The 23,138-nt window shown below is 42.2% G+C and carries 22 protein-coding genes; 17 read left to right on the forward strand and 5 right to left on the reverse strand.

The window, feature by feature from the left end; genetic code table 11:
- Positions 1-158: 158 nt before the first annotated feature.
- Entirely contained in the window at positions 159-881 is a 723-nt protein-coding gene (locus U1P77_RS00980; protein ID WP_321155593.1) for an elongation factor P hydroxylase, read from the reverse strand.
- A gap of 184 nt (positions 882-1,065) precedes the next feature.
- On the opposite strand from U1P77_RS00980, the gene U1P77_RS00985 reads away from it, so the two are divergent.
- The 6 genes from U1P77_RS00985 to lysM all read left to right on the forward strand — a co-directional run bounded on the left by U1P77_RS00985 (position 1,066) and on the right by lysM (position 5,713).
- Positions 1,066-1,656 carry a YceD family protein gene (locus U1P77_RS00985; RefSeq protein WP_321155594.1) on the forward strand — a complete coding sequence of 197 codons (591 nt, stop codon included), beginning with the start codon at positions 1,066-1,068 and terminating at the stop codon, positions 1,654-1,656.
- A 350-nt stretch (positions 1,657-2,006) separates the two neighbouring features.
- Positions 2,007-2,189 (forward strand): 50S ribosomal protein L32, encoded by a 183-nt coding sequence (gene rpmF, locus U1P77_RS00990; protein ID WP_062533653.1) that lies wholly within the window; start codon positions 2,007-2,009, stop codon positions 2,187-2,189.
- A gap of 444 nt (positions 2,190-2,633) precedes the next feature.
- Positions 2,634-3,602 (forward strand): ACP S-malonyltransferase, encoded by a 969-nt coding sequence (gene fabD / locus U1P77_RS00995; RefSeq protein ID WP_321155595.1) that lies wholly within the window; start codon positions 2,634-2,636, stop codon positions 3,600-3,602.
- On the forward strand, positions 3,599-4,327 hold the full coding sequence (fabG, locus tag U1P77_RS01000; RefSeq protein WP_414479025.1) for a 3-oxoacyl-ACP reductase FabG: 729 nt from the start codon (positions 3,599-3,601) through the stop codon (positions 4,325-4,327). Before fabD ends, fabG begins: the two co-directional genes overlap by 4 nt.
- Positions 4,328-4,600: 273 nt before the next feature.
- Complete coding sequence (gene acpP / locus U1P77_RS01005; RefSeq protein WP_201556541.1) at positions 4,601-4,837, forward strand: acyl carrier protein; 237 nt, start codon at positions 4,601-4,603, stop codon at positions 4,835-4,837.
- A 366-nt stretch (positions 4,838-5,203) separates the two neighbouring features.
- Positions 5,204-5,713 carry a peptidoglycan-binding protein LysM gene (gene lysM, locus U1P77_RS01010; protein WP_321155596.1) on the forward strand — a complete coding sequence of 170 codons (510 nt, stop codon included), beginning with the start codon at positions 5,204-5,206 and terminating at the stop codon, positions 5,711-5,713.
- A 130-nt stretch (positions 5,714-5,843) separates the two neighbouring features.
- Here the strand turns inward: lysM and queG are convergent, their stop codons facing one another.
- On the reverse strand, positions 5,844-7,043 hold the full coding sequence (gene queG / locus U1P77_RS01015; RefSeq protein ID WP_414479026.1) for a tRNA epoxyqueuosine(34) reductase QueG: 1,200 nt from the start codon (positions 7,041-7,043) through the stop codon (positions 5,844-5,846).
- Between the two features lie 246 nt (positions 7,044-7,289).
- Here queG and U1P77_RS01020 point away from each other — a divergent pair, with 246 nt between their 5' ends.
- On the forward strand, positions 7,290-9,077 hold the full coding sequence (locus tag U1P77_RS01020; protein ID WP_321155598.1) for an NAD(P)H-hydrate dehydratase: 1,788 nt from the start codon (positions 7,290-7,292) through the stop codon (positions 9,075-9,077).
- Positions 9,078-9,119: 42 nt separating this feature from the next.
- On the opposite strand, the gene U1P77_RS01025 is transcribed toward U1P77_RS01020, so the two are convergent.
- The gene (locus tag U1P77_RS01025) at positions 9,120-9,623 is read right to left on the reverse strand and encodes a DUF4124 domain-containing protein (RefSeq protein WP_321155599.1); all 504 of its coding nucleotides are present in this window, start codon (positions 9,621-9,623) and stop codon (positions 9,120-9,122) included.
- Positions 9,624-10,597: 974 nt separating this feature from the next.
- Here U1P77_RS01025 and U1P77_RS01030 point away from each other — a divergent pair.
- The 8 genes from U1P77_RS01030 to U1P77_RS01065 all read left to right on the forward strand — a co-directional run bounded on the left by U1P77_RS01030 (position 10,598) and on the right by U1P77_RS01065 (position 18,300).
- Positions 10,598-12,310 (forward strand): acetolactate synthase 3 large subunit, encoded by a 1,713-nt coding sequence (locus U1P77_RS01030; RefSeq protein WP_321156575.1) that lies wholly within the window; start codon positions 10,598-10,600, stop codon positions 12,308-12,310.
- Complete coding sequence (gene ilvN, locus U1P77_RS01035; RefSeq protein WP_321155600.1) at positions 12,310-12,807, forward strand: acetolactate synthase small subunit; 498 nt, start codon at positions 12,310-12,312, stop codon at positions 12,805-12,807. Before U1P77_RS01030 ends, ilvN begins: the two co-directional genes overlap by 1 nt.
- A 222-nt stretch (positions 12,808-13,029) precedes the next feature.
- Entirely contained in the window at positions 13,030-14,046 is a 1,017-nt protein-coding gene (gene ilvC, locus U1P77_RS01040; protein ID WP_201556547.1) for a ketol-acid reductoisomerase, read from the forward strand.
- A gap of 269 nt (positions 14,047-14,315) precedes the next feature.
- Positions 14,316-14,741 carry a hypothetical protein gene (locus U1P77_RS01045; protein WP_321155601.1) on the forward strand — a complete coding sequence of 142 codons (426 nt, stop codon included), beginning with the start codon at positions 14,316-14,318 and terminating at the stop codon, positions 14,739-14,741.
- 212 nt (positions 14,742-14,953) lie between these two features.
- Positions 14,954-15,166, forward strand: coding sequence for a cold-shock protein (locus U1P77_RS01050; protein WP_010196799.1), 213 nt, complete (start codon positions 14,954-14,956; stop codon positions 15,164-15,166).
- A gap of 371 nt (positions 15,167-15,537) precedes the next feature.
- A complete protein-coding gene (locus U1P77_RS01055; RefSeq protein ID WP_321155602.1) occupies positions 15,538-16,017 on the forward strand; it encodes a DUF421 domain-containing protein in 480 nt (159 codons plus the stop codon).
- Positions 16,018-16,465: 448 nt separating this feature from the next.
- On the forward strand, positions 16,466-17,215 hold the full coding sequence (locus U1P77_RS01060) for an electron transfer flavoprotein subunit beta/FixA family protein (protein ID WP_321155603.1): 750 nt from the start codon (positions 16,466-16,468) through the stop codon (positions 17,213-17,215).
- Positions 17,216-17,358: 143 nt separating this feature from the next.
- Positions 17,359-18,300, forward strand: a complete 942-nt coding sequence (locus tag U1P77_RS01065; protein ID WP_321155604.1) for an electron transfer flavoprotein subunit alpha/FixB family protein — start codon at positions 17,359-17,361, stop codon at positions 18,298-18,300.
- Between the two features lie 78 nt (positions 18,301-18,378).
- Here the strand turns inward: U1P77_RS01065 and U1P77_RS01070 are convergent, their stop codons facing one another.
- Both U1P77_RS01070 and U1P77_RS01075 read right to left on the reverse strand, forming a co-directional pair.
- Positions 18,379-19,173 (reverse strand): TrmH family RNA methyltransferase, encoded by a 795-nt coding sequence (locus U1P77_RS01070; protein ID WP_321155605.1) that lies wholly within the window; start codon positions 19,171-19,173, stop codon positions 18,379-18,381.
- 78 nt (positions 19,174-19,251) lie between these two features.
- Positions 19,252-20,235 carry a class 1 fructose-bisphosphatase gene (locus U1P77_RS01075; protein ID WP_321155606.1) on the reverse strand — a complete coding sequence of 328 codons (984 nt, stop codon included), beginning with the start codon at positions 20,233-20,235 and terminating at the stop codon, positions 19,252-19,254.
- A 434-nt stretch (positions 20,236-20,669) separates the two neighbouring features.
- Between U1P77_RS01075 and U1P77_RS01080 the strand changes: the two genes are divergently transcribed.
- Complete coding sequence (locus tag U1P77_RS01080) at positions 20,670-21,746, forward strand: aspartate carbamoyltransferase catalytic subunit (RefSeq protein ID WP_321155607.1); 1,077 nt, start codon at positions 20,670-20,672, stop codon at positions 21,744-21,746.
- 163 nt (positions 21,747-21,909) lie between these two features.
- The gene (locus tag U1P77_RS01085) at positions 21,910-23,091 is read left to right on the forward strand and encodes a dihydroorotase (RefSeq protein WP_414479056.1); all 1,182 of its coding nucleotides are present in this window, start codon (positions 21,910-21,912) and stop codon (positions 23,089-23,091) included.
- The last annotated feature ends 47 nt before the right edge of the window (positions 23,092-23,138 follow it).

Here is a 23,138-nt window from a genome sequence, read left to right on the forward strand (position 1 = left end):
ATAGGGGCAAGAAGTTACTATTAGTAGGTAATTATTTAGTAAGCGATTATTTAGTAAGTGATTATTTAGTAGCTGGCTATTAAATATCACAAACGAGATATAGAATGACAACGAGTATAAAGCGTCGTTAATGGTTTTGAGCTACTAATTTTGAGCTATTAAGTAATAGAAACAGTCAACAATGCCCGTAACAGAGTTTTGGCATCGCGAGGGAGGTTTTTAGGCGTTGCAATATACTGGGAGGCTTGTTGATAAACATCCTCGGCAAAGGTACTAGCGCTGGTATCAAAATCGGCAAATAAATTATCTTGTGAAATCCGAAAAGGTCGTTTACACGCAAGGGTAAATAAGCACTCTAAAGCTTGTGGCTTAATCTCTAAGCACTCAAAGGCCTCCTGCTGAGCAGCGTTACGACCGTCTGGTGCATACCAATAGCCAAAGTCAGCCAACTGTCTACGCTTCTCACCAGCAATACTCCAGTGGCTAAGCTCGTGTAAAGCACTGGCAAAAAAACCATGAGCAAATTCAATACGTGCAGGATTGGTATCACAAGCAGGGATATACTCTGGCTCATCATTACCACGAACCAATTGTACCTTTTGGCTGGCAAATAGCGTATCAAATAGCGTTATCAACCAATCGGTAGCGAGTTGTTCGCTGTCCTCAGTATCAGTAGCTTGTTCCCTATCGTATCGGTCAAAATAATAAAGCTGTTGCCCTTGCTGTATTAAATTTTTGAAATACTCCTTTGTATGAGATTTTACTGGGTCATCAATCTGTTTTATCTCACTTTCTAACTTGACTAATTGTTGTAACAGCACCTCAGCATCATTAGCGTTCAATAATGTAGAAAAATCAGTATTGGTGTTTTGAGAGATCATAAGTAAACAGTTAACCGGATAAAGAGGCAAATATCAAAAAAGACGCGGTTTTTGACTGTGCTTAATAAAAGTATTATCACATCAAATGTCAAAAATCGTAACACACTAGCGCTAGCGTCATCTTGAGCTTTCGGTTAGTATGGCAGGCAATATTATACACCGTTTTTGACCAATGAGGCCGTGCATGTCAAGTACTCCAGTAAACAAACCATCAGCGGTTGACACCGACGCTACTCAAGCGTCTATGACAACGCCTATGCCTGAACATATTGTTTTAGACAGGTGGGCTGATAATGGTTTTGAATGGCAAGGTGAGGTGGTGCCGACGACTTTTGAACGTCTGGCCGCGCAACTGACCACAGAGCATGAGCAACCAAAATTGCAAATGAAAGCCAATCTATATCGCCAAAACAATGTTCTGCATCTTGCCTTTAAAATAATAGGAGAGATGTGGCTTAACTGTCAACGCTGTTTGCAACCTATAGCAATTGATATCACCGATGATTATGATATTGCGCTATTAGATGATGATAGCCAAGTGCGCACAGTTGATGATGAGCAAGATTATTTGCTGTTAAATGAAGTGGTTAGCGATCAGACGCCTGAGCGTTTGTTACCCTTTAAGAACTTAGTTGAAGATGAGATACTGCTCAAAATTCCAATGGCAACAAAGCATGATGACTGTGAGATGGCTGTTGAGCAGGTAGGAGACATACCGGAAGAAGAAAACGAAAATCCATTTGCGGCATTGGCCTCATTAAAAGGTAAGCTATAAGCATAATAGCGCCTCACTGAACTTAGCTGTTTTGAGCAAACTGTCTCGACTAAAATTAGTTGCCTTGCCTTTTAGCAGTTTTGTACATAACAGTGAAGGGCAGGGCTTTATTAATCGGTGAAACATGCGTATAATGTCCCGTTTATTGCATTCTGGCAACACGCTGCTTGCAGATAGAAACTGATTGAGCGAATTATCTATAGATTTTAGACTCAGCCAGTAATTTAATGCACGTGGCAAACTATTTATTAATGATGCGTAAGACTTAGGTTGTTGTGATTATATAGCCTCTGTCAGTATCGATGAAAGCTGAATTTTAAGCTTATCCCTTTAAGTATAGGAGCTATATCATGGCCGTTCAAAAAAGCCGCAAAAGCCGTTCACGTCGTGACATGCGCCGTTCACATCACCACATGACTGTAGCTGAGCTCAGCGTAGATGCCACCACTGGTGAAAAACATCGTCGTCATCATATGACTAAAGATGGTTTTTATCGTGGTCGTCAGTTGTTTAAAGTCAGTCAAGAGGCTTAATCTATTGGTTATATGATAGTTGATGCAGAATTATAGTAGTGGCCATACTAACTATGATAATTCCTTACAAATATCATTAAGCAATAAGCATTGAGTTAACAAAAGCCAAGTTATGTCGCTATCACATATTTTGTGGTCGGATAACTTGGCTTTTTGTTATGTGTTATTTGGCTCACGCCGTATTTTTAGCTCTAGTGTTAAGATTGTTCAACCGTACAAAAATCAGTTGTAGCATGAGTAGCGTTTTGCTATACAAATATAAGCTTCGTTTTCTCATCCTCTATAATAATAGTATGCATCAGTGTATAGTTTGCTATTAATCAGCTATGATTGATGACTTGTTAAAATAGCATCTGAGAATAAATTTTCAAAATAGCGTCTAATTTTAGAATAACGCCCTCATTCATTTTAGGGATATTTCCAATTACATAAGGAATATTGGCTATGGCATCTGCAACCAATATGACAACAACACAGTCAACTCGCATCGCAGTTATCTTTCCTGGACAAGGGTCTCAAGTGGTCGGTATGACTACCGAGCTTGCTGAACTCTACCCGCAAATTCACGATACCTTTACTGAGGCTAGTGCTGCGCTTGGTGAGGACTTATGGGCAATCTGTCAAAATGAAGAACAGCTGAACCAGACTCAGTATACCCAGCCCGCATTATTGACTGCTAGCATCGCCATTTGGCGTATTTTGCAAGAAAAAATGGATAAAAAGCCTTGTTTTTTGGCCGGTCACTCTTTGGGTGAATATAGTGCCCTTTGTGCTGCTGGTGTGATCTCTCTTGCTGATGCGGTACGCCTGGTACATAAGCGTGGTCAGCTGATGCAACAGGCAGTTGAGGGTGTTGATACGGCTATGGCAGCAGTATTAGGTCTAGAGGATCATCGCGTTGAGACTTTGTGTGAGCAGGCGACTGAGCATGTCGATGGGGCAGTTGTTGGAGCGGCGAACTTCAACAGCCCAGGTCAGGTTGTAGTATCGGGTAATGCTGCTGGCGTTACTGCCGTGATTGACAAAGTACAGAATACCGGCAAAAAGGCCATTCCTCTAAAGGTCAGTGTGCCCTCACATTGTGCATTGATGCGTCCAGCAGCTAGTGCACTGGCTGAAGCATTAGCAGCGATTAAATTTAATCAAGCTAATATTCCTGTTATTCAAAACTGCAATGCCCGAGTTGAGACCAGTATTCAAGGTATCAAGCAGGCACTGACCGAGCAGCTAAGCGAGCCTGTGTTATGGTCACAGACCATGCAGGAGCTGGCTGATAAACAAATTAACGTCCTAATTGAATGCGGCAGTGGTAATGTACTGAGCAATCTGGCCAAACGTCAAGCGCAACCTATTGCCAGTTATCCGGTAGACAAGCCTGCTCGCCTAGATAAACTAATAGAGGTATTATCATGAGTAGAACGATTACTTTAGTCACTGGCGCCAGCCGTGGTATTGGCAAAGCAGTCGCCAAACGCTTTGCTAAAGAGGGCCATTTCGTCATCGGTACCGCGACCACTGAAAAAGGTGCAACGCTTATCGATGGCTATCTACATGACTCCGGCGGTATTGGTCGTGTTCTAGACGTGCGTGATAGCGCGCAAATTGATAAGCTGTTCGAAGAGATTGAAAGTGTTTACGGTACCGTGCAAGTGTTGGTGAATAATGCGGGTATTACTCAGGATGGTCTGTTGATGCGCATGAAAGATGATGACTGGGAAAATGTTGTTGATACCAATCTGACATCGGTGTATCGGATGAGCAAACGCGCCGTTCGCGGTATGATGAAAGCTCGCCGTGGACGTATCATTAATATTAGTTCTGTAGTTGCACAGATGGGTAATGCTGGACAGTCTAATTATGCGGCCACCAAAGCTGGGGTCGAAGGTTTCAGTCGTACACTTGCGCGCGAAATTGGGTCACGGCAAGTGACCATTAACTGTGTCGCCCCAGGCTTAATCGAAACAGATATGACTGATGATCTTGATGAGCGCCTGCTAAATTCTATGCTAGATGCAGTCCCTATTAACCGTCTCGGTCAGCCAGAAGACATTGCTGCTGCGGTACTATTCTTGGCGAGTGATGAGGCCAGCTATATCACTGGAGCTGTTCTTCCCGTCAATGGTGGAATATATATGTAATTCAAAAAAAGTCATTACATACTTATAATAAAAATTTGTGTGAACGAGTGTAAACTCTAATAAATGGTGCTATAATAACGGATACTTTTATGTCAAAGCCCTGTATGATAATAGGGCTTTATCGAACATTAGACAAAACGTATAACGTGTTATAGGGTACTAAATCGGTAACACTGATTTGATAAGTGCCATCTTATATATAATGCCGTAAGCGTAAAAAATAGCATTATGACAATTTTTTAAAAAATGATAGATGAAAAAGGAGAAGTCTATATGAGTAATGATACCGAGTTAAGAGTAAAATCTGCAGTAGCTGAGCAATTGGGCATGAATGTTGAAGACATTAACAACGAAGCTTCATTTATGGAAGATCTAGGTGCTGATTCATTAGACCTAGTTGAACTGGTTATGTCATTTGAAAGTGATTTTGGCATTACTATTCCTGACGAAGATTCAGCAGAATTGACCACCGTGCAAAAAGCAATTGATTATGTACAAGCTCAGCTATAAGTAGCTGTTGTTTTAGCAGATTTTGCTAAACCGCCTACCCGTCAGGGTAAGCGGTTTTTTTGTGCCTGTCTGTAGGAAAATTCTGTAATACTGTCTTTAGCTATGAATACTGTAGGACTGTTTTCAATTATAAATAACTTTATCCGAATTCTATTTACATAAGCCATGTGAATTTAACATTATTCAACATACTCTTACTATGCAAAGCTATGCAAGCAGAGTGTCTTTGTTATACTTATGCTCGGTAGCAATGAAGCTGTTATTGAAATCACTTTCAAAAATATCTGATTGTTATTTCGATAAATAATAAACATCAATAACTAATAACCATCAATAACTAATAACCATACTTCAAGGAATTTACATATGGGAATGTTCAGTTTTGCAAAAGACATTGGTGACAAGATTTTTAATCGTGATGATGAAAAAAATGATGCTAAAGCAGAAACCAAAGCAGATGCAAATACGCAAGTAAAAGACAATGAACCTTCTGCTCAGTCGGTTGCTAGCCTTCTTTTACGCCGTATTCAACAGCAGAATCTTAACATTAGTAACTTGAAAGTTAAATATAACGGTTCAACGGATACCGCAGAAATCAGCGGTAATGCTAAAACTCAGGCCGACCGTGAAAAAGCCATCATTGCTATTGGTAACGTGCAGAACGTTGCTAAAGTAATCGATAATATCGATATTGAAGAAGATGCTCCTGAATCCACTATGTATACTGTAAAATCAGGCGATAGCTTGTCTAAAATTGCTAAAGACGTCTATGGTTCATCTAGTGATTATATGAGTATATATGAAGCCAATAAGCCTATGCTTTCTGATCCAGATAAAATCTATCCTGGTCAAGTATTACGTATCCCCAAGCCGTAATATTATTAAAGCGGTGGCTTTAATGAGCTATATTTTCAATAGTTATTCTACTTAGCATAGAACGATAAACATAGAAAAACGCCTTTTATAATTTAAAGGGCGTTTTTTTTGCATTTTTTAGATGTTTAACTCACAAAGAGCTATTGTTCAATTTGTTTTGTTGTTCATTAATTGCCCAGTCAATATGTTCATCAAGCATGTCGCCATGAATACCTAATTTAGACTGTAATTGCATGATGATATCGGTACTGGCACCGGCGTTACCCAAACCAATAGTGATATTGCGCAAAAAGTTGACGTAACCTGTACGTCTGAGTGGACTGCCTTGGGTCTTTTGCAAGAAATCTGCCTCCTGCCATTGCCACAATTCAAGCAAGCTGCTGTTATCAAGCTGATGTCTAGGTGCAAAGTCATCGACTACCGTCAGCTGGGCATAGCGGTTCCATGGGCAAATAAGCTGACAGTCATCACAGCCAAATACGCGGTTACCAATGGCGCGGCGATATTTAGTATCAATTGAACCTTCGTGTTCTATAGTAAGATAAGAGATACAGGCAGCTGCATTAAGCTCATGGGGCGCGACAATCGCTTGAGTAGGGCAAATATCAATACAGGCGCTGCAACTGCCACAGTGCGCCTCTACCGGCTCATCATCGGGCAGCTCAAGACTCATAAATAGCTCGCCTAGCACAAAGAATGAGCCGGCTTGTTTGTTAAGCAATAAGGTATGTTTGCCTGTCCAGCCAAGTCCTGCTGCGTCGGCTATGGGACGTTCAAAGATAGGAGCAGAGTCGCTAAACGGTCGGAAAATAAAATCTGTCTCAGCACCAATATCTAAATGCTGCCACTCAGGTAGCATGGCTTCTATCTGTAGCGCTAATTTTTTTAGACGACCCCGCATAGTTTTATGATAATCACGCCCGCGTGCATAACGGGCAATGATCCCATGGTTAGGACGAGCATTGTCGGCGACTGTTCGCGGTGTCGGTGCTTGAGTGAGATAATCCATGCGGACACTTATGATGGTTTTTGCTCCCTCTACCAACTTTTCAGGATGAGCACGTAGATCATGATTGTTATGCATGAACTGTAATTGCCCTTCATAACCTTTATCTAGCCAGCGTTGTAGCTGTTCCATCTGCTTAATAAACAAAGGATGATGCACCGATAAAAAGCCGCAATCAGCAAATCCTAAGGCTTGCGCTTGGGTTTTAATCCATCGTTTTACCTCTGTTGTCGTCGCAAAGGTCGGCGTATTATTGACCGTGATATTTTCTTTTGATGCGTTACTAAGCGTTGATGAAGGCTGTTTGGCTTTGTTAGATGACATAGCTACTCGAGATTTAGTATTCATATATAACAGTAAATGATGGCGTGAATATCATTATGATAAGCCAGTTGGCTAATAGCGCAAGCTTAAAATAAAATAAATAAACATTGTCCTTGCTATATAGGGTGATATATAAGATTGATACATAAGGCTAGGTAAGGTTTTGCTAAGCTTACAGGAGTTAATAAAGTGTAAGTTAACAGAAATTAACTTACAAATTGGTAGAAGAATAACCGAGGGTCAACCATGCAAGCGCCATCTACTTTACTTTTGTCACAGACAACGAGGCCTATCGCACTATATAGCAGCGAGCAGCTCTATACGATGGAGCAAGCATGGTTTGCAAAAGGTCATGATAGCTTTGGGCTAATGCAACAAGCTGCTTGGCAAATGGCACAGTATATCGAACAGCTGCATGCTCGAAAATATTGTTTCTCTCATTTATCAGGTACGAGCCCGACTCAACAGAGTAATAATCGACAGCGGCAAGTTAGCATTTGGGTAGGACAAGGTAATAATGGCGGTGATGGTTGGCTGATTGCCTATTATTTGCAGCAAGCAGGCTGGCAGGTACAAATCATAACCGTCGGCTTTGATAAAAATGCGTTTGGTGAAAGTAGTTTTAATAAAAATAATAAAAATGAACAAGGCTCCGTATCTGACGCGAAAAAGGCTCAACAGCTGGCGATATCTGCTAACTGTCCTTATCAGCGATTTGAAGATGGTGCCTACAGCCAAAACAATCATAAAGATGCAGCCTTGCAAGCTGACGTTTATGTTGATGCGCTGTTTGGTATTGGCCTAGATCGTGCGCCAGAAGGCGTTTATGAGCAAGCAATCAATACTTTTAATCGTGTTACTAAGCAAGATAAGTCGTCTGAGACACTGGTGGTCGCCGTTGACATTCCAAGTGGTCTCGTCGCATCCACAGGTCAAGTCTTCGAGTGTATAGCGATACAGGCCGATGTGACCTTATGTCTGATTGCACGTAAATTTGGTCTACATACCAAAGACGGCATGGACTATAGCGGAGAAGTGCTCGATATACCGCTGATACCCTATCAAACGACTAATCAAGCGTTGATGCCAGTTGCTACGTTACTTAACACTGCACATAAACTATCTGCGCGCCGACAGAATAGCTATAAAGGCAGCTATGGCCATGTCTTAATCATTGGAGGAAATCGGGTTGATGGATCACAAGGTATGGGTGGAGCTGCAATATTATCTGCCTCCAGTGCGATGGCGACAGGAGCGGGCAAGATTACCGTTGCTTGTCATGAAGCCTTTCACGGGGCGTTATTGACTTCGCTACCGGACGCTATGACTATTAATTTGCATGATGAAAATGGGGTTAAACCGTTAATTGAAGACGCTAGTATCGTTGCTATTGGCATGGGGCTGGGTCGGGATAAAAAAGCAAAAGCTTTATTTATCAGCTATATTCAAGCTGCGATAGTACAGGGTAAGCCTCTAGTCATAGATGCCGATGGTCTTTACCATTTAGCGTCGTTGCAAGTTGAGAATCATGAACTGGTGACTCAGCTGCGAAAATACAGTACTGAGCACCAAGTTTGTTTGACGCCTCATAGTGGTGAGGCCGCTAGATTGCTTGATAAAAAGATAAGTGAAGTAGAAGACGATAGATTAGAGGCTATCAAAAAATGCGCGACGACGTATGGTGGCGATTGGGTGTTAAAAGGGGCGGGCTCTTTAGTACTAGAACAAGTATTAGAGCAACAGCAAGTATACATCTGTGGCACTGGTAATGCCGGCATGGCAACGGCTGGCATGGGCGATGTATTATCGGGTGTGACTGCTGGTTTATTAGCACAGCAAGATTTGAAAGATGAATCGCATGGTTTACACCAAGCGGTCCTTATTCATGGACTGGCAGGAGATGCGCTGATTAATCGACCACTTCGTCACGGTGATGACAACGTATCGCTATTGATTGGACAGCGAGGCTTGCAAGCACAAGACATGCCCCTTGCCATTCGCCATATGATGGAATTAATTACTGATTATAACTAGCCAAGCCTAAGCAAAATAGCTTTAGGCTTAGGTGAAAAAAGACTAGGTAGCAGTGCTGCCACAGTATTGACTGATTGCTTGCTGGACCCGCTCACGCTTAAGCTCAATTTCGCGACCATCGAGATATTCACGTTTACCGCTGTCATCCATCTCATAGATACGGCCACCAACATTGAGGTTGGTTAAGTTATTACGTAGCGATTGACAACGCTGAGCATTCGCTTGTGCTTCTTGATCTTTAATGCGCGCCTCTAATTGTGCGACTCGCTGTTCTTCTGCGCTCTGGGTATTATCCTCTTGGTTGATATCCGTTTTGCCCGCCAATTGTCCTACATTGGTTTGCCTGCCATCGCTACGAAACTCAATGACTTCGATATTTTTGCCGTTTTGTGGCGCATGTTGGCTGTACTTAACCTCACCATGCGCTCCAATGGACTTATAAACTTGAATAGCGTGACTCGCATTCATAGATAGCATTAGCATACACGCGGCAACGATACTAACAAGCAGCTTGGTCGTGGTATTTATCATAGACGCAGACGGCATAGTAGCAATCCTTTTAATGGATAAAAAATAAGTGTGGGTGTTTATATAAAAACATCATATCGGTCTGTTAATACGCTTACCAATACAGTGGCATTTGATTTTAGCAAAAAAATCTTATTAATGTATATTATTTAATAACCAATAGTTAGGGGTGGGTGTTAGAAGTTTTTCTTGACAATAGCCCTCAAACCATCGAATATAATAGCAGTTGATTGGTCAGTGAGCGGCATTTATGATATTGCCGTGGCACTTGAAAATAATGACTACGGGTTGCTTATCGGTAGCTTAGATAGTTTTATTTACTTTGTGACAATGGTACAGCACGTATAGTAGTTATAATAATAGCTATTAGTGACTGTGTTTATTGTCTCCGGACTTATCTGTCTACAATGACTAAGATAAACTTATTATTTTAAATGTGTTAAATATAATATCTGTTGTAATATTACGCTAATAGAAAGCACGATATAACGTGCTGACTTCTGGTCACTTCTTGATAAGCGTGCCGTATGGTTTGGCATTAGCTTTGATGTTTGTCCTGTCATTCTATACCACCGCGTTTATAAGCAACGATAGCTCACATTTCTAGCAAGTAATAAGCTTCTTTTATAGATGCATTTGCATCTTGTCATAGTATATCGATAACCTCCTGTCACAAAGCTGACCCTACAAATTGCTATGTTCAAGTAGCCTGCTGTCTATCTTATCGAGCAGCTGTACTTTGGCATAGTGGGCAAACATTCTTGTTATGGACAAGGGCTAGAGATTGTTTTTATAAGTAGTAAACAGATACGCTAAAGCGTTGCTGTTTACTACTATAAAATAATATCAGTCCGCGCCGCAAAATAAAGGTGATGACAGTGACACAGACTACACAAAGTCCGAACATGACCGGACATACCCAAACGGGCAATGCCGCCAAAAATTTCCCTGAAAAGCAGCAAAAGCTCGCTGAAAATAGCGATCAACCAGTAATGCTATCAGGTGCTGAGATGCTGGTGCAAGCATTGACTGATGAAGGGGTCAAATACATTTTTGGCTACCCAGGCGGTGCTGTTCTTCATATCTATGATGCTTTGTTTCAGCAGGATCAAATTGAGCATATCTTAGTGCGTCATGAACAAGCAGCCGGTCATATGGCAGATGCTTACTCACGGGTTACCGGTGATACCGGCGTGGTGCTAGCGACTTCTGGCCCTGGCGCGACCAATACAGTTACTGCTATTGCCACTGCCTTTATGGATTCAGTGCCGATGGTGGTGATTGCCGGTCAGGTACCGAGTAGCTTAATCGGTGAAGACGCTTTCCAAGAAACCGATATGATTGGGGTATCTCGTCCGATCGTTAAACACAGTTTTCAAGTACGTCATGCCAGTGAAATTCCGATGATTGTCAAAAAAGCATTCTATATTGCCAAGGCTGGTCGTCCGGGTCCTGTGGTTATCGACGTTCCTAAAGACATGACCGCGCCTAGCGAAAAATACGCTTATGAATATCCAAAAGAGGTGTTCGTACGCTCTTATCAGCCTTCGATTAAAGGCCATAGCGGACAAATAAAAAAAGCGGTGGAGACTTTACTCGCAGCGAAACGCCCGGTAGTTTATGCAGGTGGTGGTGTCATTTGGAGTAAAGCTCATAAAGAGTTGACTGAGCTTGGTCATCGATTAAATTTACCTGTGACCAATACTTTGATGGGGCTAGGTACTTTTCCTGGCTCTGACAGTCAGTTCTTGGGTATGCTGGGTATGCATGGCACCTATGAGGCCAACATGAGTATGCATCATGCGGACGTCATTTTGGCAGTCGGCGCCCGTTTTGATGACCGCGTGACCAATAACGTTAAAAAATTCTGTCCTGACGCGACCATTATTCATATCGATATTGATCCCACCTCTATCTCTAAAACTATCTTTGCTCATATTCCTATCGTTGGTGATATAAAGTCGGTACTGACAGATATGTTAGAGATTATCGGTGAAGATAAAGAGCTAGAGCAGCATGCCTTATTAGATTGGTGGTCACAAATTAATGAATGGCGTAAGCGTCATGGTTTGCGTTATGACACCAGTACCGACAATGGCATCAAGCCGCAGAGCGCAGTACAAACCCTATGCAAAGTGACCAATGGCGATGCTATTATCACCAGTGACGTCGGTCAACATCAAATGTTTGCTGCACTCTATTACACCTACAAAGAACCAGGACAATGGCTTAACTCGGGCGGGCTTGGTACTATGGGCGTTGGTTTGCCGTATGCAATGGCGGCTAAGCTTGCCAATCCTGATCGCGATGTGGTTTGTATCACCGGGGAAGGCTCTATTCAGATGAATATTCAAGAGCTGTCAACCTGTTTACAATACAATCTACCGGTCAAGATCTTAAACATAAACAATGCGCAGCTGGGTATGGTTAAGCAGTGGCAGGACATGCTGTATGAAGGCCGTCACGCGCAGTCTTATATGGATTCGCTACCAGACTTTGTGAAATTAGCCGAAAGTTATGGTCACGTCGGGATCAAAATCACCGACCCTGAGACTATGGAAGCACAGATTGCTGAAGCGATGGCAATGAAAGACAAGCTAGTATTTATTGACGTTTATGTTGATCGTAATGAGCATGTGTATCCGATGCAAATCGCTGGGCAAACGATGCGTGATATGTGGTTATCAAAAGGGGAGCGTACCTAATGCAACAACAACATCTGATTTCGGTCTTGATGGAAAACGAAGCGGGGTCGTTGTCGCGGTTAGTCGGCTTGTTCTCCCAGCGCGGTTATAATATTGAAACACTAAACGTCGCACCAACAGACGATCCGACGATTTCACGCTTGACGCTGACCACCATCACGTCACCTGAAAAGATTGAGCAAATCACCAAGCAATTGCATAAGTTGATTGAAGTGGTCAAAGTTCTGAACTTATCTGATACCGTACACGTCGAGCGTGAATTAATGCTGATCAAAGTTCGCGCTACTGGCAACGTACGTGAAGAGATTAAGCGTAGCGCTGATATCTTTCGTGCACAAATTGTGGACGTTAATGCCAATATATATACTATCCAAATCGTCGGTGATACGGATAAGCTTGACGGCTTTATTGATGTCATTGGTCGTGAACGTACCTTAGAAGTGGTACGTTCAGGTGTAATCGGTATTGCCCGCGGTGAAAAAACGCTAAGCGTATAATATTTGCGGTTGTCTCTATCATTTGAGAAATTGAAAGCATTTAAGCAATTGCCAGTATTTAAGAGATCAAAAGTATGTAAGCCATTGAGATTAACTCTATATAAAGCTTATTTATCTAAAACCTAACATCATGCTTATATATCAAACTATTTTAATATAATAGTTGTGATATAAGCGTTTACTGCCCATGGCTATCCATGATTGAGGAAAAGGACTCTACTTATGAACGTTTTTTATGACAAAGACTGTGATCTATCTATCATCCAAGGCAAGAAAGTTGCCATTATTGGTTACGGCTCACAAGGTCATGCACACGCACTAAATCTACAAGAATCTGGCGTTGATGTGATTGTTGGCCTACGTGCTAACTCAACCTCATGGAAAAAAGCTGAAAATGCGGGCCTAAAAGTTGCTGAAGCAAAGGATGCAGTAAAAGCGGCTGACGTGGTCATGATTTTGACCCCTGATGAATTCCAAAAAGAGCTTTATAATGATGTGATTGAGCCTAATATTAAAGAAGGTGCAACGCTTGCTTTTGCTCATGGTTTTGCGATTCATTATAATCAAGTAGTACCGCGCTCAGATCTTGACGTGATTATGATTGCTCCTAAAGCACCAGGTCATACCGTTCGCTCAGAATTCGTTAAAGGTGGCGGTATTCCTGATCTTATCGCAATCTATCAAGACGCCTCAGGTCAAGCCAAGCAGTTGGCGCTATCTTATGCTGCCGGTGTTGGTGGTGGTCGTTCAGGTATTATTGAAACGACCTTTAAAGATGAAACAGAAACCGATCTTTTCGGTGAGCAAGCGGTACTTTGTGGCGGCGCTGTTGAGCTAGTTAAAATGGGTTTTGAAACCCTAACAGAAGCCGGTTATGCGCCAGAAATGGCCTACTTTGAGTGCTTGCATGAACTAAAGCTTATCGTTGACTTGATGTATGAAGGCGGTATCGCTGATATGAACTACTCAATCAGTAACAACGCTGAGTATGGCGAGTATGTTACTGGTCCTGAAATTATCAATGAGCAATCACGTGAAGCCATGCGTAACGCGCTTAAGCGTATCCAGTCTGGCGAATACGCTAAAATGTTCATTACTGAAGGTGCGACTAACTATCCATCAATGACTGCTCGTCGTCGTAACAACGCTGAGCATGAGATTGAACTTACAGGCGCTAAGCTACGCGGCATGATGCCTTGGATCGGTGGCAACAAAATTATCGATAAAGAAAAGAACTAAATCGTTATTTATTAGCTTTTGAGCTGTTATAAAGTATTAATTAATGACGCTAAAGAACATTTATTACCCATGTTATCGATTTGATGGCATGGGTTTTTTTATAATTAAATATTCTGTGGGTCGGTCGGGGGAATGGATTTTGGTCCATATTTAGTATTTGGCTTGAAAAGCAGTGTCAACTGCCTAATATATAAATGCGGCATAGCACTTGATTGGCTGGCTGATGCTACATTTATTTTTTCTTATTCTTAGATTACAGGTTGTGTGTTGTGCAAATATCTTTTCCAGACTGGCTGACGCCGCAGTTCGCATATATTGTCCTCAGCGCTATAGTTGCCGTCCTCATTTGGATAGAAGGAGAAATGCTCAAGCGCACTGATGGCAAGCTACCCAAATCGCCATTCTTTCAAATTAGCTCCTTATTAGACACAGCTTGGTTCTTCGTCTCTGTAATGATGTTGTATGTGATTGACTTGACGCCATTAGCCACTGCTGTTCCTGCCGCATACGGAATCTATACTATCTTTGGTTGGGTCTACGGTACACGCTTGCTCAAGCGTAAAGGTATTCCAGACTCTCCCAAGGATTTGGTTATACCGTCCAAATACATTGCTTATAACCAGTCGTTCTCATTGATATTTTTTGCGTTATGTCTATTAGTGTTGGGCTCTCCGTGGTTACCCTTAACCAACTAAATATTTACAAAACTATATAATTTAATCTGCTGTTGGTAAGAAAAGCTGCTATACTAAATTTGTACTCATAGAATTTGAGAGGGAAACAGTGAGACACTATAAACGTGAATTGCCTATTCGTTCTGAGCATATGCTCACAGATTAGATGAGTATATATCAATTAATCGGTGATGACACACGTCTCGCCAACAGTTAAAGAGTTAGGAAAATTTATGTCAGATAAAGTTGAAGGCACTGTAAAGTGGTTTAATGAAGCTAAAGGTTTTGGTTTTATCGCTCAAGACAATGGCGGACAAGACGTATTCGCTCACTACAGCGCTATCCAAGGTGGCGGTTTCAAAACCCTAGCTGAAGGCCAAAAAGTGTCTTTCATCTTAGGTGATGGCAAAAAAGGCCCACAAGCTGAGCAAATCGAAGCTATCTAATCTTAACTGCTGCTAAGTGTGGCTGATTTATTAGTCGACCTTACTGCTAGAAGATATACAGATACTTAGATCGGTATGTTGTTAACGCAACAAAAATATTGTTTAGATTGTATACTAAAAGCAGCCTCTTATCGGGTTGCTTTTTTTTGTCAAAAAATAAGCTTATAATTCTGAGCTAGCTCTGGGCTAATTTTTAATTAAATGGCTGAATACCTCATTCAGTAATAAACACCAATTTAGCAATTATAAAGAACACGATTACAAATAACACAATGCAATAAGGTAATACTATGAAGTGGGAATCGTGGTTTGCAATAGACTGGTAACAAGTTCTTGGTATCTCTTTATCCGTTATAGGATTCTACTTTTGCTTGATATTATTTACCCGTATTGTGGGTCTACGTAGTTTCTCAAAGCTCTCAAGTTATGACTTTGCGATGACCATAGCTATCGGTAGTATCTTAGCATCAACGGTAACATCCGACTCACCGTCACTGCTCCAAGGTCTGCTTGCTGTTGGTCTGTTATTTATGTTACAAGCACTAATCTCAATGATCAGACGTAGAGTCAAACCTATAAAAGCCTTACTTGATAACCGACCTATTATCTTGATGGCACATGGTGAATACTTCTGGGACAATCTAAAAGAAGCCAATCTAAGTACTAGCGATGTACAAGAAGTGCTGCGGAAGAACGGCTTAAAATCGAAGACTGAAGTGTTTGCGGTTATCATGGAAACCACTGGTGATATGAGTGTGATTAAAAATAATGAAGCAACGCCAGATTGGACCTTATTTGATGATATTCGTGATAGTGAGCTTTTAATTAGACCCATCAAAGATTCTTCGTAGGATGGATAACTATAATAAATAACAACAAAGCGTTAAGTAAACAAAGACCTAACAATGCTATAAAGGTGGGAAGGTTAGAGTAATAAATCAAAGAAAATGATGAGTTTATAGGCTGAGATGTCATTTTTTAAAGAAGGGTGACAAATTTATGACGCATTATTCACGGCGTTGTCTTGACCTTATCGGTGGGCTCACGCAAGATAGATAAGTCTAATAAATAATGGCGGGCTTGGATTCAGCAGGATCAGTTAGCGTCTATTGTTATAAAAGTATAATTTGTTCTGCTATTGATTGTTTGGTATTAGTTGATAGTATGTTACAAACAGTTCTCTGTTAACTAAGTTACAATCTTCAAGTGGCGGCCTTCAAGTAAAATTTTGAACGACAATGAACCAAGGGTTCTTAGTTTACAACTTTTTAATTCATAACATTAACAAACGAGGAACGTATGAAAGCATTAGTAGCGGTCAAGCGTGTCATTGATTATAACGTCAAAGTTCGTGTAAAAGCTGATAACTCTGGTGTGGATTTATCCAATACCAAAATGTCAATTAACCCTTTCGATGAAATTGCGGTAGAAGAAGCAGTACGTCTAAAAGAAGCGGGTGTGATTGATGAGATTATTGTAGCCTCAATAGGCCCAAAAGAATCACAAGAGCAAATCCGTGCAGCCTTAGCATTAGGTGCTGATCGCGGTATTTTAGTAAAAACTGACGATAAGCCATATCCGTTACAAGTAGCCAAAATCCTAAAAAGTATCGCTGAGCAAGAAAGTGCTGATATTGTCTTATTGGGTAAACAAGCTATCGATGATGACAACAACCAAACCGGTCAGATGCTGGCAGCGTTCATGGGTGTCGGTCAAGGTACCTTTGCTTCAGAAGTCAAGGTCGAAGGCGATAAGGTAAATGTTACTCGTGAAGTTGATGGCGGTTTGCAAACGCTTGCCCTGACTCTTCCTGCGATCATCACTACTGACTTACGTTTAAATGAGCCACGTTACGCTAAATTGCCTAACATCATGAAAGCCAAGAAAAAGCAGCTTGATGAAAAAGCGCCATCAGATTTTGGTGTTGATATGGCCTCTAAGCAAGAGATTGTCAAAGTCGTGCCACCTGCTGAGCGTAAAGCGGGTATCAAAGTGGGTTCAGTTGATGAGTTGGTCGACAAGCTAAGAAATGAAGCAAAAGTAATCTAGTTTTTTGCTCGGGTTTGTAAGGGTTTATCAAACCCTCAAGCCTACATTTTAGAAGCTATTCGCATACAGGGTTACGCGAATATTAGTTATGCGAATAAATGACCACACGAATCGATGATACGAATAAATAAAGGATAAAAACCATGGCAATTTTGGTATATGCAGAACATGACAATGCCAGTCTAAAAAAGGCAACTTTAAATACTATCGCTGCCGCCAAGCAAATGGGCGATGATATTCATGTATTAGTTGCTGGTAGTGGTAACCAAGCGGTTGCTGATGAAGCAGCTAAAGCAGAAGGCGTCACCAAAGTACTACTAGTAGATAATGCCGTCTATGAGCACCAAATGGCAGAAAACATCGCGCTGTTGGTTGCTGATATCGCTGGTGGTTCAACTGATTACAGCCATATTATTGCGCCAGGTACAACAACGGGCAAAAACTTTATGCCACGTGCGGCTGCGTTACTTGACGTGAGCATGTTGTCAGAAATTACAGCAGTAATCGATGCTCAAACGTTCGACCGTCCTATCTATGCTGGTAACGCTACCGCAACAGTTAAGACCACAGAAGATAAAATCGTCTTAACCGTACGTACTACTGCCTTTGATCCAGTAGCAGCTGAGGGCGGCTCAGCATCTATTGAGACTATCGATAATGTACAAGATTCTGGTAAATCAAGTTTTGTTAATGAAGAAATGGCAAAATCTGACCGTCCTGAATTGACCTCAGCCGGTATTGTTGTTTCTGGTGGTCGCGCCTTAGCAAACGGTGAAAACTTCACTAAATATATCGAGCCATTAGCCGATAAACTTGGTGCTGCTGTTGGTGCATCACGTGCTGCCGTTGATGCAGGCTATGTACCAAATGATATGCAGGTCGGTCAAACAGGTAAAATCGTTGCACCAGACTTATATATTGCAGCCGGTATCTCAGGCGCTATTCAGCATTTAGCAGGTATGAAAGACTCTAAAGTGATCGTTGCTATCAACAACGATCCAGAAGCGCCAATTGCAAGTGTGGCTGATTACTTCTTAGAAGCTGACTTGTTTGATGCGTTACCTGAGCTAACTAGCAAGATTTAATTATCACTAAATCGATGATTAAAAAAATCCCGCTATCGATGATTGCGGGATTTTTTAGGTTTAAAAGATGCGTGTACTTTAACTATAATGGCGCTGACGCAATGTCTCATACAGACAAAGTGACCCGGCAATTGCGACATTGAGGCTTTCTTGACCATTAGGTTGGGGAAGGGCGATAGGGGTAGCGCATTGCATGAGCTCCTCGCAAACGCCTTGACCTTCATGACCCATAATCCAAGCGACAGGCGAGCGCAAATCATACTCATAAATCAAAGTGTCCGTATGTGAACTGGTTGCCAATAACGGTACTTCAACACAATCGAGGACAGCTGTTACGCTGAGATTTTCATAAATATTCAGCGCAAATTGCGCACCCATGCCAGCGCGTAAAGTCTTTGGTGACCATGCCTGTGCCGTAGCACTGGTACATAATACCGTGCTGATGCCGACGGCTGCTGCGGTTCGCAATAGTGTTCCAACATTACCGCTGTCTTGTACATCATTGAGAATGAGGCAGTCGCTATTAATCGCTGATAAGTGTGGCATGGGTATATGAATAATCGCCATGATATCAATACCCGTACCTAGGCTACGGATACTTTGATATAGCGCGTCAGACAAGATTAAAACGGAAGTGTAAGTGGGCAGACGGGTTAAAATCTGCTGCACTTCGACATGCGTATGCGCTGATTCCGCTAGTAATATTTGAAGGAACGGATAGTCGCTACGTAGGGCGGCATCAATTAGGTGGGCTCCTTCAAGTATCGTTTGCCCTTGTTTCTTACGCTGGCGAGCTTGGGTCAATAAAGCTTTCGCCAGCTTTACCGTTTGGTTTTTATCTGAGGTGATCAGTTCGGTAGTATTTGATGTCATAGTAGACTGCTTCAAAGTAAAGATAGAGTTAAAATACAGACAAGCTTAAAAGCCAGAACACATTATCAAAAGCCAATCTTACTTATCAGCATGCTGTAAGTGTAAGTCTTTCACATAATTGACTTCGTTTTTACTACCGAGTACCACAGGAACGCGCTGATGAATGTCCGTTGGCTCGATATCAAGGATACGACTAACGGCGTCAGTTGCTACGCCACCAGCACGCTCAATTAGCAAGCTCATTGGATTGGCCTCATACATTAAGCGTAATTTACCCGCTTTATTGGCATGTTTGGTATCGAAAGGATAAGTGAATAGACCTCCGCGACATAAGATGCGATGCACATCACCTACCATTGCCGCTACCCAGCGGGTATTAAAGTCGCGACCGCGCACGCCATCTTTACCAGCAATTAGCTCATCAATATATTGTTGCATAGGTGCACGCCAGTAACGATAGTTTGAGCCATTAATAGCGTATTCACTGGTGTCAGCATCAATTTGAACGTTGTCTTCTATCAACACATAGTCGCCGCTGTCTGGATCTAGGCTAAACATGACCACATTATCAGCCACCGTCAACGCTAGTACTGTAGAGGTGCCGTATAATAAATAACCTGCTGCCAGCTGTTGATTACCAGCCTGTAAAAAATCACTATTCTCACTATCGTGACCTTGATGCTGATAAGGTAGAATAGAGAATATGGTTCCTACTGCCATATTAATATCAATATTTGATGAGCCGTCGAGTGGATCGAATAGTACTAATAGACTGCCATCAGCATTGGCAGAGGTAGCATTATCCAGCTCTTCTGAGGCGACACCCGCGCAATGTGAATTTTGTGCCAAAGCATCTAAAAGTAAATCGTTGGCAAGGACATCGAGCTTTTTTTGTTCTTCGCCTTGGACGTTCTGATTGCCTGCTTCACCTAAGATATCAGCCAATGCGCCTTTTCTAAGTAACTGTGAAATCGTTTTGCCGACGTCAGTAATGCTAGTAATTACGTCGCTGACCGCAGGATTGGTTGCGTGGTCGTTTAGGTAGTTTGCTAAGGTCGTCATAATGCTTCCTAATAAAAAATGGGATCAAAAATTAAAGAGACAGTTGAGGTCAAAAGGACGATTAACGTCAAAAAAAATACTTAGTAAATGAAACCAAACGCGCAATAAACGACTAAATTGGCAAATATTTAAATGGCTTGTACGGTATCTTTGTCCTGGTCATAAAATCAGCTACACTATATTTGTTGTTATTCATAGCTTGATAACGCTTATTGCTCATTATAGTTAATATAGATACTATGGTTAGTATGTAACTTATAATAGCTAACAAGGCTGCTAAGTCTGTTTATACTACGGGTGCCATTGCGGTAAAGTGTAGCAAATAAGCGGCAAAATGTCCCTGTATCTGTGCTCATAGTTATAAATGAATGAGCAATTATTGTCTATGTAATATAAATTAAATTCATATAAACCAACAATAAAGATGTGCCATTATGTCAAACTCTATAAATAGCCGTTCAACAAATACGGTATCGTCGTCTGAATATGCTAAGTTCGATCCTGAGACCATTCATCAAAAGTTAAATACCTCGCTAAGCCGTCCGCAGTTAAATAGCGACGGCAGTATCCGTCACTTTTTGGGCGTAGAAGGGCTTAATAAGGCTCAGCTGCAAGCTATTATTGCTAAGGCAGAGACTTTTTTTGATGATAGTGGTCAATTGATTAACAGCCCTGAGCTTGACGGTTGTACGGTAATGAACCTATTTTTTGAGCCATCAACGCGAACGCGAACTACCTTTGAGGTGGCAGAAAAACGCTTGGGTGCTAACGTGCTCAACATTGATATTGAGCGTTCTAGCACCAAAAAAGGCGAAAGCCTACGCGATACGCTATGGAACTTACAGGCAATGACCGCCGATATTTTTGTAGTAAGGCATTCAGCGTCAGGGGCGGCACATTTTATGGCCACTGAGGTGACACCAAACATTGCTATTATCAATGGCGGTGATGGTTGGCATGCCCATCCGACCCAAGCGATGCTCGATATGTTGACTATTCACCGTGAAGCCCCGCGTCCTTTTGAAGAGTTGTCAGTCGCTATCATTGGGGATATTAAGCATTCACGGGTAGCGCGTTCAGACATTAGCGCTCTCCAAACACTAGGAGTAAAGGACATTCGCGTTATTGCGCCACGTACTTTACTACCCAAAGGTATTGAACGCTTTGGGGTACAAGTGTATGAAGATATGAACCGCTGTGTGACCGACTGTGATGTCATTATGGGGTTAAGAATACAAAATGAGCGCATTGGCTCGCCACTTCTAGCCTCATCGAGTGAATATTATAAGCATTATGGTATTACACCTGAGCGGGTAGCGCTGGCGAAGCCGGATGCGCTGGTTATGCACCCAGGGCCGATGAACCGGGGCGTTGAGATTGCTTCAAGTGTCGCTGATGGGGCGCAGTCAGTGATCTTGAAGCAGGTAAATAATGGTGTCGCTATTCGTATGGCGGTATTGGCACTGGCGATGCAAGGGCAACGCGCGCATCAAGCAGCTAGGAAGGGATAACCAGCGCTGAAATCATAAAAACGCTGATTACGTCAGCGAATTTATTTTGCAGGCGACCTATTTATCTTGTTTTTAGCTTGCCCCTCCTTGCTATGTTATTTAATTAATTTTTATTGATACGGTAATAACCTCTATGACCAATGTTAAAGCCCCTGATGCGCAGATGATTGATTTACTTCCCAAAATATTCAAAGATTCACTACCAAGTGCTGCAACAGATAAACTGGCAAACCTTGAGGCTGGACGTGAAATGTGGCTGCTACCGCCACTGGTTGATTTGTGCGCCCGTCTACGTGAACCCGGGCAACAACAGCACGGAACACTCGCCTCAGAAGGTCATGCTGCGCGTGCTAATGGTTTTTTGCATGTTGTTATTCCACCCGATACCAATCCTATTTTAGAAAATGGTTCGCTACTTAAAGGTTTGCGTGAACGAGCACTTGAGGATGGTGGTATTTATTTGCATATCCTTGGTGCGTTAACCGCTGGGCTAGAGGGCGAGCGCCCCTCCAATATTGCTGGGCTAAAAAAAGGGGGCTGTATTGCGGTCTCTAACGCTCGCCAGCCTTTTGTTAATGATATGGCGCTGCTACGGACATTAGAGTATGCGGCAACCTTTGGTATGAAAGTATTCTTTTATCCTGATGAACCCAGCCTATCTAGTGATGGGGTCGTGCATGAAGGTTATATTGCTTCATATCATGGTCTGCAAGGTATTCCGTGGATTGCTGAGACCGTAGCATTATCGACTCAGCTGTTGATGGTTGAAGAGACTGGCATAGCCGCACACTTTAGCCAACTATCCTGCAAGTCTTCGGTGGAGTTGATGCGCTGGGCAAAGGACAAAGGTCTACCGGTCACTTGTGATGTGGCCATGCATCAGTTGTATTTAACCGATGATAACTTAGAAGGCTTTAACGCTATGGCCTATGTGTTACCGCCACTGCGTAGTAATACTGATCAGCAAGCACTACGCCGCGGGCTTAAAGACGGTACCATTGATGCGATTTGTAGTCATCATGAACCGCTAAACAGCACCGCAAAAAAAGCTCCATTTTCTGAAAGTACACCGGGCATTTCGAACTTTGACACTTTTATGGCACTGGCCTGTCAGCTGGTAAGCGATGAGGTGCTTACCTTGGAACAGCTGGTGGATAAAATTTGTCTTAATCCGGCACGAATTGCGGGTATTAGCATCCAATATGAAGATATTGGCGGCGCGGTAGTGGTTGATCCCAATCTTAAGTGGCAAGTGACCGCAGAAACCATGCAATCCAGTGGTAAAAACACCCCCTTCTTTGATCAACAACTGCAAGGGTGCGTTGTGGAGACTTTCTTTGGCTAACTTGCCCCGTCAGGATGATGATCAGCAACCGTCCTCGGTGGGCCAAG

The sequence above is a fragment of the Psychrobacter sp. LV10R520-6 genome (genome assembly GCF_900182925.1).
GTDB lineage: Bacteria > Pseudomonadota > Gammaproteobacteria > Pseudomonadales > Moraxellaceae > Psychrobacter.